An 11,976-nucleotide genomic window follows, 5' to 3' on the forward strand; every position below is an offset into this window, starting at 1 on the left:
AGAGTTTTTTTACGAATAGGATGGTGATTGGAATGGACAAATGGAAAAAAAGGATTGGATACGGAGCCGGGGACTTCGCATGCAATCTCGTATTTAGTACAATGGCATCTTACCTTCTGTTTTTCTATACAGATGTCTTTGGCATCACTGCAGCGGTTGCTGGGACTTTAATGCTCGTAACAAAGATTATCGATGCGTTTGCTGACACAGGCATGGGATTATTAGTAGATAGAACGAATACTAGATGGGGACAAGGAAGACCTTATTTCCTCATTGGAGCTATTCCTTTTGCCGTCTTTACGATTCTGACTTTTATGGTACCGGACTTCAGTATGGGAGGAAAAATTGTATGGGCTTATGTAACGTATTGTTTATTAAACATTGCTTATACAGTAGTAAATATTCCTTTAAATACAATTGTACCAAGATTAACTTCCGATAATCATGAACGAAACTGGCTAGTCTCAACAAGAATGATTTGTGCTTTAATTGGAACCGCTTTAGTTATGACAATTACGAATCCCCTTGTTAATTTTTTCGGAAAGGGAGATACACAAAAAGGCTATCTCATTACAATGACTATTTACGGGGTTGCAGCAGTAATTGTGTTTGTCTTTACGTTTATGAATACAAAAGAAGTTGTACCACCAACTGTAGAACGTGGAAAATCTACTTTTAAAGAGGATTTAAAAGGATTAACTGGCCAAGCATTAATCTTCTTTATCTTAAATTTTCTCTATTTCGCCCTTTTTGTAATAAGAAATACTACCGTTATCTATTATTTCACATACAATCTTGGGCGGACAGATTGGCTCACGTTTGTAGGACTTTTCGGCATTCTCTCTGGTCTGCCAATGCTGCTTCTTCTACCTTGGCTTCAAAAGAAATTACCGAAAAAGAACGTATTGCTATTAAGCACAGTGATCTACATTGTTGGTGATTTAATCATCTATTTCGGAAAAACATCTCCTGTCTTACTGATTACTGGTTTGGCAATTACCGGACTTGGAATTTACGGGATCTTTGGAACCACTTTTGCAATCCAACCAGATATTATCGATTATTCGGAGTATAAAAACAACAAGAGTATCGCTGGGATGATTGCTGCCTTTCAAGGTTTCTCAGTAAAAATAAGTCTAGGACTTGGCAGTGCACTTGTCGGAGTTTTTCTTCAAATGGGTGGCTATGTTCCAAATGCCACACAAACTCCCAAAGCTTTATCGTATATTGAAATAAGCTTCATCTGGGTGCCGCTAGCCATTTGTTTACTGATTGGAATAACCCTGTTGTTCTACAAACTAGATAATCAGCGAGCATCAATGGATATAGAGCTGAACCGCAGACGAAGCCTAGTAAATAAAGATATTGTCAATCTTTAAGGAAAGCAGAGGGACGATTTTTATGAGGACATTTCCCCCTCATAAAAATCGTCCCTCTCCCCTCACACTAAATCTGGCAATATTTCTTTTATTTCTTTTTCCGCCTTTCTTAAACTACCTAACCAACTTTCTACAAACTTCACTCCATCAATTAATTCAACCTTTAATTCTTTTGCATACTCGTACGCAGCAGGTGTAAAGCTACCTGTTGTAATAACATACCCTCCTACAGCTCCTCTTTTCACCATATTTGAATGAATCAACGCAATCGGATCAAAAGGTAAATCTCCCTGGCAGCATTTTACTTGTCCTAGGAATAACCCTTTTTCTGTTTCATGCTCAAAGTCCACGCCAAAGTCACCTGTTGGAGGGGTAACCCAGGTCGATCCACCTCTTGTTTTTTCCATGATTTCAGCAGCAAATGTTTCAAACTGGATAGGATCCTGTTTTAAAAAAATGGATGAATAGTTGGAAATACTATCTTCTTCCTCTTTACAAAATCGCAAATAAAGTCCCATTGCCAGCGTCTTTTTTAACTCATTACTTGATTCGATATGATTTGCCAAAAGCGAAGTTTGATATTGATCTTCCTTTTTAGTCCAGAAATACTTTATAAAAGCCATCGTTAAAAGAATTGCTACAATAATCTCCATATAGAACATTTTCACCACTCCTTGCATTATTAAAGGGTAGGCAGTAATGATTCTTTTTATACAGAGATTAGCCATTCTATACAAATTAGGAAATCATCTTATGTATTATTTCGTTTCCATTTTACCTCCCTTTAATAACATATCAATATGGGGGATATTGTCTTCTAAATACACTTCTGAGATTGGTTTAAAACCAAAGGACTGGTAAAACTTTCGCAAATAGTTCTGAGCCTGTATTTTTATTACCTCTTCATTTAATTCCTTTTTAAGATAATCAATCCCTCGACTCACAAGCTCTTCCGCCAGGCCTTGTCCTCTCCATTCCTTCTTCACTAAAATTCTTCCTAATGAAGCTTCTGAATAAGAAACCCCTGGAGGTAAAATTCTTAAATAAGCAACAAGCTCTCCCTCTTTTTCAGCAAATAAATGATACGATTCATGATCCTTTCCATCCACCTCTAAATACGGACAATTTTGTTCCACTACAAAAACAGCCGTTCTTTCTTTCAAAAGCGTATATAGTTCCATATTCGTTAACTCATTAAAATTCTTTATATGCCATTTCATTACTATCACCTACCATTAATTATTTGTCTGTATCAATGTCTGCAGTGCGACGGTTCACTGTTTCCCTTAACTCCTCCACTATCGCCTCTACCTCATTTCTTAATCCATTCTCCTTTTTCTCTTGTATCTCTTCATGATACTGATATTTTAGCATTTCTTCCCACTCAATTGTTTTGCCTAGTCCATGCTTGCGAATATAGTTAATCGTATTTTCGTCTTCCTTCATTCCTTCTCTATTCAAAATCAACAACGGGACATTATAGACAACTGCCTCGCTTATAGTTCCCCATCCTGCTTTTGTAATAACTAAATCACTAGCCGCGATATATGCTTGAGATTCCGTTTCCTCTTTTGGAATGGAGAATACATTGTCCCTATCTACCTCAACATTCGAAGACACAATAAACACACAGTTCTCACTTTCCCATAAAGGAAGCGATTCGAATTCTATACCGTCTATCTTCATCCCCAGTCCAAAAAAGATAACGGTCTTCTTCTTAGTCGGATTAACCCAATCAAGTACACTCTCCATTTTTCCCGCCTGTACTTTTCGTGCAAAAAAGGGAAATAATCGCTTTTCACAAGGCCAATTGCTTTCCTGATTTCCAGCTAGTAGAAAAAAACAGGACATTTTCGCATAGGAATTTTTCCAAATCTCTAACCTTTTTTGGTCCAATAAGCTTTCATATGCTGTGTACCAGGTAAAGTTAGAAATACCTATCGCAGGAATTCCTACTCTATCAGCAGCTTCCAACGGTAGTGGAGAAATATCAGAGACTACCAAATCTACTTTCATTTGTTGGAAAAATTGAACCTCTAATTGAATCTTCCTTTCCCAATTCTCCACAAACCGATCAAATTCTTTCGCTAGCTTATTCTTATCTGGCTCTAGGCTTCCCTCTTTTAAAAAATAGCCAACATCTGTAGCAATCTTTCGAAAGGTAACTTGATTATACAGAAGTGAGTTCTGCAAAAACTCCATCGCAAAAGAATGACATATAATGACTCGATAGGAAGGTTCTCTCTCTAAAAGTTCACGGATAATCGCAATCGAGCGAGCCGCATGTCCATATCCATAGTCAGAGATATAATAGGCGATTGTTTTCATTTGGGTACTCCTTTAAGGGTGATTCTTTTGCTACCCTATTTATTTATCTTTCATTTTAAGCTTTTCTCTAGTTGCATATAAAGTTTTATCGTTATATTTATCTATTCAGACAGGACCTCAAAAAAATGATTGCTATTATTATTTTTACCTTTCACTCCTTAAAAGAAGAGAACTTACAGAGAAAAAGAAACTAACATGATTCAAACTCTCCTACCTTCCCAATAGATTTCTAAATATAACCATCCTATAATGAGAGTATTACAAAGAAAATTGGAGTGATAATCATGTTGACAATTGGTTACATCGGTAATGGAAAAAGCACCAATCGCTATCATTTGCCCTTTGTTTTGCAGCGGGAAAATATAAAGGTTAAAACCATTTACAGAAGAAATCCTTCTCATGACACTTGGAAGAAACAGGATCAAATCTATTATTCTTCAAATTTAAATGAATTACTGACTGATCCCGAAATACAATTGATTGTCGTTTGTACTACTCATTCCTCTCATTATGAATATACCAAAATGGCACTTGAGTACAACAAGCATGTTTTAGTAGAAAAACCATTTATGATGACAGCAGAGGAAACGGAAGAAATATACGCTTTAGCTAAAGCAAAAGGACTTATTGTACAATGCTACCAAAATCGGCGCTTTGATTCTGATTTCTTAACGACACAAAAAGTTATGGAAAGTGGAAAACTAGGCGAGCTTTTGGAAGTAGAAATGCATTATGACTATTTCCGACCTGAAATACCAGAATCAAACGATGAATTCCAATACTATAATAGCTTTTTATATGGACATGGCTGCCATACTATTGACCAAGCAATCTCTTACTTTGGCAAACCGAAAAAAATTCATTATGATGTGAGGCAGCTTCTTGGCAGCGGCAGAATGAATGATTATTTTGATTTAGATTTATATTACGATACGTTAAAAGTCTCTATTAAATCGAGCTATTTCCGATTAAAAGAACGTCCTAGCTTTGTTGCTTATGGAAAAAAGGGTGTTTTTGTCAAACATTCAAAAGACCGACAAGAAGAACATTTAAAGCTTTTTTATATGCCTGATCAACCTGATTTCGGCATTGACCTTCCTGAACATTATGGAACATTAACGTATTTAGATGAAAACGGGCAATACCGTGAAGAAAAAGTAGTTTCCGAGCAAGGCGACTATGGCAGAGTGTATGATCAATTATATGAAGTAATAATAAACGGGGCAGACAAACAAGTAAAAGATGAAGAAACATTACTCCAAATGCGCATTCTTGAAAAAGGAATGAAAGAATGTAAGTAAACAGAGGGACGGTTCCTCATATGTTAAGCACGAGAACCGTCACTCCGTTTTCCCTTATTTCTTCACAGCGACTGGATTTTCGTATACTATTTCTCCATTGATTACGGTTTGTTTGATGGGGATGTCTTTGATGTGGTCTGGGATTGTATTTAGAATAGATCCCTCTAGGATGACAAAGTCTGCTAGTTTGCCTGGCTCGATGCTTCCTTTAATCTCTTCTTCAAAGGATGCGTAGGCTCCGTTTATAGTAAAAATTCGAATGGCATCTTCTAGAGAACTGCATTCTTTTTCTCCTATAACCGTTCCATTTTTTGTTTTACGAGTAACGATTTCTTGTATCCCTAATAGTGGTTCGAAGTCTGTAATGGGGCTATCAGATCCAGCTGCCACCTTTACTCCATGTTCTAGGTAGGATTGTGATGGAAACATCCACTCTGCCTTTGAACCAATATACTTTACATATTCATCCCCAAAATCATAAAAGAAAGCTGGATTTATGACAATGACGGCATTCAACTTCTTTATTCGTTCCACCAGTTCTGGATTACATACAGAGGCATGTTCAATGCGATGGCGGTGATTTTCTCGAGGGAATTCGTTCACCACATGCTCAATGCAGCTTACCATCATTTCTACTGCTCCATCGCCAATCGCATGGGCAGTAATTTGACAGCCGGCATTGTGGGGGCGTTCCATTATGGCATTGACATCTTCTTGGCTTTTATACAAAATGCCTTTATTAGTTGGATCTGTTACATATCCCTCACTCATAGCTGCAGTTTGTCCTGTAATACTTCCATCTAAAAACAATTTACTAGGACCGATTTTAAACCTTTCATTGCCTAAACCTGTTAAAATGCTTGCATCTAATGTCTTATCAATAGCATCTGAAGAGTTATCAAAAGATACAATGGACGCATATATTCGTAATTTAAAATCTGCGTCTTTCGCTACTTTTTGCAAATAAAGGAGATGGTCACTTCCTTTTCCTCCCATATCATGAACACTTGTGATACCTGATTGCATATAGTCTTTCGCTGCCAAATGTAAGCCAGAAAATACTTCTTGTTCTGTATAAACATCTTGATCGATAACCAACATACGGGCTGCTTCCTTTAAAACGCCTGTTACTACTCCATCTACTCTTTCGATTTCGCCCCCTTCTGGATTAGGAGATTCGGCAGTGATTCCACCAAGTTCCAATGCTTTACTATTCGCAGCAATCACATGCCCACATGACCGTTGAATATAGATAGGATGCACAGTGGAGACAGAATCCAACTCTTTTCGATTGGGCATACGATTTTCTGCCACATTATTATCGTTATACGCCCAGCCTCTTACCCAGCCTCCCTCAGGTGTTAGCTCTGCCTTAGCCTTAAGCAATTCCAACACCTCATCAATCGACTTACATGGTTTTAGGTTTGTTGACACCTTTGTCAGTCCAAAATTAAGAAGGTGTAGGTGTGCATCAATAAATCCAGGTAATAAAGAATTTCCACCAAGATCTATGACATTTGTTTCTACTCCAATCCAGGTTTTTATTTCTTCATTAGTCCCAACAGCAACAATCTTATTGTCCACCACCGCTACCGCTTCATGAACGGAAAACACATCATCCACCGTAATAATTTCACCATTTGTATATACTAAAGAAGCTTTCATATTTCCTCCTCCTTTACCCACTAATCTTAGGAAGAATAGCAGAATAAGCTTCCTCTAACGATGTACGAATAATCGAGATTGCTTCATCTATTTCCGATTTTTTCACGATAGTTGGAGGAATAAAGCGAATGACATTCTTATCCACCCCACAGACTAACAGCAATAACCCTTTATCTAATGCCTTTTCTTGAAGGATACCAGCTATTTTTTTATCAGGCTCTCCCTTTTCATCAAAAAACTCCATGCCAATCATTAACCCTTTTCCGCGGATATCTACTATTCTTGTAAATTCTGTGCGCAGTGCATCTAATTTTTCCATAAAGTAATCTCCCATTAGAGCAGCATTTCCGATTAATCCTCCTTCTAGCAGGTCAATTACTGCTAAAGCGGCTGCACAGGATACAGGATTCCCTCCGTAAGTCCCACCATGAGACCCTTCTTCCCATTGATCCATTATTTCTTTTTTCGCAATCATTGCACTTAGTGGAAATCCATTAGCGATACCTTTTGCAGCTGCCATAATGTCAGGCTTTATGCCGTAATGCTCCCATGCAAACATCTTTCCAGTCCGCCCAAATCCTGTTTGCACTTCATCAAAAATAAGCATAATTCCATGTTTGTCACAAATTGCGCGAATTTCTTCGATAAATTCCACCGGCGGAACAATATAGCCCCCTTCCCCTTGGATAGGCTCTAATATGATCGCGGCAACTTGATCTGGAGCAATTAAATAGGCAAAGATATCCTCCAAGCTCTTCAAACAACGTTTTACTTCATCCGCTTCTGATAAACCGGAACGTAACGCATAAGGGTATTCCGCATAATAGACACTTGGCAATAAGCCTTCATAGTTTTTTCGGTAATGAGAACTAGAGGCTGTTATACTAGTTGCACCCATTGTTCTTCCGTGAAAGCTTCGTTTAAAGGAAATAATCCCTGGTCGCTGTGTGACCCGTTTCGCTAGTTTTATCACACCTTCAACTGCCTCTGCTCCACTATTGGAAAAATAAACTTTATAATCTCCTCCCATTAATGCCACTAATTTCTCCGCTAATTCCACATAAGAGGGATAGTAGACAATGTTATGGCAGCCATGTACTAAAGAATCAATTTGTTTTTTTGCCATATCATTTACATAAGGATGATTATGACCGACATTCGTGACACCAATGCCACTACCAAAGTCTAAATACTTCTTCCCGTTTTCATCATATAAATGCATACCTTCTGCCTTCACAATCCCTAATTCAGTAATTCTTTTCCCTACTGGTGGAATGACAGATAGTGCTCTTTCATATAAAGACCTTGATTCCATGAGGCAAAACTCCTTATTTTAATTTTCAAAACTGGTACTACCGGTTGGATTCCCTTACTATAAATCACTAATTCCCCCCCTGCAATCAATCGGTTATATAATCTGACACATTTTTGTAACTTTCAGATATATAACGAATAAAAAATAAACCAATAACGTCTACTGGTTTATTTCATCACACTATTCACTTGTTCTCCTTCGTTTTCTTACAGTTGAATATCTACCTTAACTATATTTAGATGTTGCTTACTGCTCTCGTGTTAGATAGTGCATTCTACCATAATAAATAACCCTTTATAATAATACTTTATTTCCTTAATCTGTAATCCAGCGTTTTTAATTATTTCAATCGTATTTCTATTTAAATGACAGCCATCACAAATTTTTTTCCATAATGGTGTTAAAAGATCCTGTGTCTTCGCTAGTCCCGCATTCTCCATTTTCACATGTTCAAAAAAGTAAAAGGTTGCATTTGGCTTACTTACGCGAATTATTTCTTTCAATGCCGCTTCAGGGTTAGGAATCGTACAAAAAACAAGAGTAGAAACTACATAATCAAACGTTTGATTAGGAAAAAGAAGCTGTTCTGCCTTTTGTTCGTGACAAAAAATTGGAACAGATGCCTTCTCTAATTGTTTTCTTGATTTCTTTATCATAGAAGGATTCGGTTCAATCGCATCTACTCGCTCTAAATTTCGATAGAACGGGAAATTTATCCCCGAACCAGAGCCGATTTCCAACACTCTTCCCTTCACTTTGCTGAGCAGTTCTTTTCTTATCGTGTAAAATCTCCCTTTTTCTAATGGCTTCATTCCAAAATCATATACATATGGAAACAAATTCCCCATGCTACTGCCTCCTTCGTTACTTTATTATACCTTAAAAGGAAAACACACAGAGGGACGGTTCTTATTATGTAATAGTACTCATTAGAACCGTTCCTCTGTGTTCAATATTCCTTTAATTTCAAGTAATAAGAATGAAGTGGATGTTTATTCGCATATCTGGATATTTTGTAGTTTTTTAATTCTGTATGTTCTACTAAATTATACTCTATAAGTGTATATAATAAGCGCTCAGCAGGAATTCTATTACGTAGTTGCATGGTACTGATAGAATCAAAATTCGCAATAAACCAAGGGATAAATTGTTGGATTTCCTTTGAATTCACTTGTTTGTTTTTTCCATTATATTCTATTACTCTTTGAATAATTGCGAGCGTATGCGGATCAATTGCTTTATTCGATAAAGTATCTCCTATATAGGAGTGAAAAAGATTTTCCAGAAAAGAATTTACTCTCTTATTAACAACCAACTCCTCTGAAAATACGACTGCTGCTTTCATAGGATTCTTTTGGATAAACTGGAATTTCGTAAAATCACTAGGATGGATGAATTGCGCTAAAAGAATCAGAAAGTTATAAACAAAGAAAAGATAGCCTATTTCAATTGTAATAGGGTGAAACAATAATAATATTCCTACTAAAACCGACAATAAATTAGCAAATATTCCACCGAAGGATATATAGAAAAAATCTTTTTGAAAGAAGCGGTTAAACACTTCTTTAGAAGTGATTACTTCATTAAAGTTCAGCATAACAAATCCGCCGGAAAACAGTTGAATTGGCCGCAATCTAATATTTCGAAAAGTATTATTATATGTTTCCATACAACCTGCTTTAAAAATTCTAAATGGGTATCCAAATTTATGAGCTAATAAAAGATGTCCCAATTCATGAAATAAAACAGAAAAGATATAAATAATCAAACATTTGACCAGAAAAGATCCAATTGAAAAATTCACCTTTCCAAAAACAGAGTGGAGCAATATAAAGTAGCCTATCGATCCAATTATAATCATTGTCATCATCAAAAGAACAATTAGAATATTCCACCAGAAAGAATATTCAACTGTTTTATCCCACACATATTCAGAAGAACTCGACATATTTTCACATTTATCTATGAGTTACCCATCTCCTTTATTCTGTGTAAAAAAACCTTTAACTTTTAAAACTTAACATTTTTAAGATCCAATCAAAGTATGTTTCTTTTTCATAAACAATTCTTGCTTCCACTGGCATTGATTTTATTGCTTTGATTACTGTTCCATCGCTTGCAGATACCTTCTGTTTTTCTAATATTATTAAACATTTATAAAATATAGCATTCCCATTTTCTGTTTGTTGGGTAATAGTTCCTGAATCAATAGACTTCAATTCCCCTTGTAAAGTTCCATATTTTTGAATATTAACACCTTCCATAGAAACTTTCACTTCATCCTCTAGTTGAACCCTTGAAATATCTTGGGCTGGAATATAAGCTTCTACTTGCAAATCCTGTTCTAAATTCTTTGAAACTTCCGCAATAACCTGATTACGTTGAATCGCCATCCCTGTTTTTACTGGCACTACATAATGAACAATTCCATCATTTTTAGCTTTTATAAATAAAGAAGATTCTTGTCCATTTTGAACACTCATTTGGCTTTCTAATTCTACTAACTTCGTTTCAATCTGACTTCTTGCAGCTCCAATTTCACTAATAAATTGATTGTAGAGTTGCTTAGCTTGGGAAACTGGTTGCTTATTTTGATTCTCTAATTGTTCTATTTCTGTATCAAGATTTTCTAATTCACTCTTCTTAGCTTCCATTTCTGCCTGTAGTTGCTCTTTTTTTGCGATACTCTCTTCTTCACTTTCAATAGAATTCAACTCTTTAGTAAGTTTCTGTATTTCTTCTTCTATTTCCTCTATTTCTTTTTCATTTTTTCCAGGTACTTCTTCATCTGCATTTTCAGTAGAATTTTCATTTGTCACAGCTACTTCTTCGTCTAAATTTTCAGTAGAACTTTCATTCATTTCTGCTAACGATTGCTGCTTTTTATTTATGCTATCTTGTAACTGCTCTCTCAGCTTACTATTTGTTGAAATTTTTTCTTCAATAGTGCTGATATTGCTTTTAAGATTCTGTATTTCTTCTTTTACTGAGTCTATATTCGCTTCTTTTTCATTAAGCTGTTTATCAATATTCGATTGATCAAATGAATCACTTCTCAATTGCAATAAATAATATTCTACTTTTCCATAGTATTCCTGCTCTGATCCTTCATTGTTCATCAGGTTTTTTTGTTCTTTCAAGGATTCTACATAACGATCCATTATTTTAAGTTTTGCATTAAGCTCTTCCAGTTGTTCCGCAAACGCTGATGATTGCAATCCCTCTTGCCCATTAGAAATAATAAAGAGAACATCCCCAGTCTTTACGTTTTGCCCTTCCTCCACATTTATATGCACTATTTCCCCATCGAGCTGAGAAGAAATAAGCTGGTTATCATTAGTCGTGATAACACCTGGAGCTTTGACAATATACGGCTTAGCAATTGCTTTAGAAATACATACTGTAAGAACCAAAATAATTGCCAAGAAAAAAATAAAAAAACTTAAAAATGCTGGAGGTCTTTGATCAAAAAATATCCTCGAATTTTTTAATTCATTTTGATTATAAATTTTCATTTTTTATCACTGGCCTAAAAATATCAATTATTGTATGTTCAGGTTCATTTGCGATGTATATATTATATATACTTCCATCTGTTTCTAAATCATTTTCATATAAATATAAATCTAACTTAGTATGTGCGAAATTTAAATGATCAGCTTTTCCTTCAAATCGAATATATATGCAATTATCACAGGTATGCAAATGATTTGTTTTAAATCTTTCTTTATGTAAATGATAATCATGAGCCTGTAGCATCACATCATAATCAAAAGTAATACTTCCATCTTCATGAATATTTGTACCATGTGACTTTGTGATGAGAGGTCCATAGGTTTGAATATTTAATACTTTTATGTAGTTTAAGAACTTTTGGATTTCGGAATCTAAATGATCCATCTGAATATTTCGCAATTCTTTAATAATAACGTTCTTCAATACTAATCTTTTATTTTCTTTCACTTCCAGTTTTCCCATCAATATGCCT

At 35.7% G+C, this 11,976-nt stretch carries 11 protein-coding genes; 2 read left to right on the forward strand and 9 right to left on the reverse strand.

The window, feature by feature from the left end; translation table 11 throughout:
* Positions 1-32: 32 nt before the first annotated feature.
* Positions 33-1,379: a glycoside-pentoside-hexuronide (GPH):cation symporter gene (locus AB3U99_RS21080; protein ID WP_400243712.1), complete on the forward strand. Its 1,347-nt coding sequence runs from the start codon at positions 33-35 to the stop codon at positions 1,377-1,379.
* 62 nt (positions 1,380-1,441) lie between these two features.
* Here AB3U99_RS21080 and AB3U99_RS21085 read toward each other — a convergent pair whose 3' ends face one another.
* The 3 genes from AB3U99_RS21085 to AB3U99_RS21095 all read right to left on the reverse strand — a co-directional run bounded on the left by AB3U99_RS21085 (position 1,442) and on the right by AB3U99_RS21095 (position 3,707).
* Positions 1,442-2,041 carry a restriction endonuclease gene (locus tag AB3U99_RS21085; protein ID WP_400243713.1) on the reverse strand — a complete coding sequence of 200 codons (600 nt, stop codon included), beginning with the start codon at positions 2,039-2,041 and terminating at the stop codon, positions 1,442-1,444.
* A 96-nt stretch (positions 2,042-2,137) separates the two neighbouring features.
* A complete protein-coding gene (locus tag AB3U99_RS21090; RefSeq protein ID WP_400243714.1) occupies positions 2,138-2,599 on the reverse strand; it encodes a GNAT family N-acetyltransferase in 462 nt (153 codons plus the stop codon).
* Positions 2,600-2,618: 19 nt separating this feature from the next.
* A complete protein-coding gene (locus tag AB3U99_RS21095) occupies positions 2,619-3,707 on the reverse strand; it encodes a glycosyltransferase family protein (RefSeq protein WP_400243715.1) in 1,089 nt (362 codons plus the stop codon).
* Positions 3,708-3,991: 284 nt separating this feature from the next.
* On the opposite strand from AB3U99_RS21095, the gene AB3U99_RS21100 reads away from it, so the two are divergent.
* Positions 3,992-5,008, forward strand: coding sequence for a Gfo/Idh/MocA family oxidoreductase (locus AB3U99_RS21100; RefSeq protein ID WP_400243716.1), 1,017 nt, complete (start codon positions 3,992-3,994; stop codon positions 5,006-5,008).
* Between the two features lie 54 nt (positions 5,009-5,062).
* Here the strand turns inward: AB3U99_RS21100 and AB3U99_RS21105 are convergent, their stop codons facing one another.
* The 6 genes from AB3U99_RS21105 to AB3U99_RS21130 all read right to left on the reverse strand — a co-directional run bounded on the left by AB3U99_RS21105 (position 5,063) and on the right by AB3U99_RS21130 (position 11,966).
* Complete coding sequence (locus tag AB3U99_RS21105; protein ID WP_400243717.1) at positions 5,063-6,673, reverse strand: amidohydrolase; 1,611 nt, start codon at positions 6,671-6,673, stop codon at positions 5,063-5,065.
* A 13-nt stretch (positions 6,674-6,686) separates the two neighbouring features.
* Positions 6,687-7,988 (reverse strand): aspartate aminotransferase family protein, encoded by a 1,302-nt coding sequence (locus AB3U99_RS21110; RefSeq protein ID WP_400243718.1) that lies wholly within the window; start codon positions 7,986-7,988, stop codon positions 6,687-6,689.
* Positions 7,989-8,248: 260 nt separating this feature from the next.
* A complete protein-coding gene (locus AB3U99_RS21115; RefSeq protein WP_400243719.1) occupies positions 8,249-8,836 on the reverse strand; it encodes a class I SAM-dependent methyltransferase in 588 nt (195 codons plus the stop codon).
* Positions 8,837-8,937: 101 nt separating this feature from the next.
* A complete protein-coding gene (locus tag AB3U99_RS21120) occupies positions 8,938-9,936 on the reverse strand; it encodes a site-2 protease family protein (RefSeq protein ID WP_400243720.1) in 999 nt (332 codons plus the stop codon).
* Between the two features lie 55 nt (positions 9,937-9,991).
* A complete protein-coding gene (locus tag AB3U99_RS21125; RefSeq protein WP_400243721.1) occupies positions 9,992-11,503 on the reverse strand; it encodes an HlyD family efflux transporter periplasmic adaptor subunit in 1,512 nt (503 codons plus the stop codon).
* Positions 11,490-11,966, reverse strand: a complete 477-nt coding sequence (locus AB3U99_RS21130) for an AraC family transcriptional regulator (protein WP_400243722.1) — start codon at positions 11,964-11,966, stop codon at positions 11,490-11,492. Before AB3U99_RS21130 ends, AB3U99_RS21125 begins: the two co-directional genes overlap by 14 nt.
* Positions 11,967-11,976 lie beyond the last annotated feature (10 nt).

The organism is Niallia tiangongensis, assembly GCF_044704065.1.
Classification (GTDB): Bacteria; Bacillota; Bacilli; order Bacillales; family Cytobacillaceae; genus Niallia; species Niallia tiangongensis.

Coding starts and splice junctions, on each gene's coding strand:
- AB3U99_RS21120 (WP_400243720.1), bottom strand. CDS start 9,936: ATGTCGAGTTCTTCTGAATATGTGTGGGATAAAACAGTTGAATATTCT.
- AB3U99_RS21100 (WP_400243716.1), top strand. CDS start 3,992: ATGTTGACAATTGGTTACATCGGTAATGGAAAAAGCACCAATCGCTAT.
- AB3U99_RS21095 (WP_400243715.1), bottom strand. CDS start 3,707: ATGAAAACAATCGCCTATTATATCTCTGACTATGGATATGGACATGCG.
- AB3U99_RS21085 (WP_400243713.1), bottom strand. CDS start 2,041: ATGTTCTATATGGAGATTATTGTAGCAATTCTTTTAACGATGGCTTTT.
- AB3U99_RS21125 (WP_400243721.1), bottom strand. CDS start 11,503: ATGAAAATTTATAATCAAAATGAATTAAAAAATTCGAGGATATTTTTT.
- AB3U99_RS21090 (WP_400243714.1), bottom strand. CDS start 2,599: ATGAAATGGCATATAAAGAATTTTAATGAGTTAACGAATATGGAACTA.
- AB3U99_RS21115 (WP_400243719.1), bottom strand. CDS start 8,836: ATGGGGAATTTGTTTCCATATGTATATGATTTTGGAATGAAGCCATTA.
- AB3U99_RS21080 (WP_400243712.1), top strand. CDS start 33: ATGGACAAATGGAAAAAAAGGATTGGATACGGAGCCGGGGACTTCGCA.
- AB3U99_RS21130 (WP_400243722.1), bottom strand. CDS start 11,966: ATGGGAAAACTGGAAGTGAAAGAAAATAAAAGATTAGTATTGAAGAAC.
- AB3U99_RS21110 (WP_400243718.1), bottom strand. CDS start 7,988: ATGGAATCAAGGTCTTTATATGAAAGAGCACTATCTGTCATTCCACCA.
- AB3U99_RS21105 (WP_400243717.1), bottom strand. CDS start 6,673: ATGAAAGCTTCTTTAGTATATACAAATGGTGAAATTATTACGGTGGAT.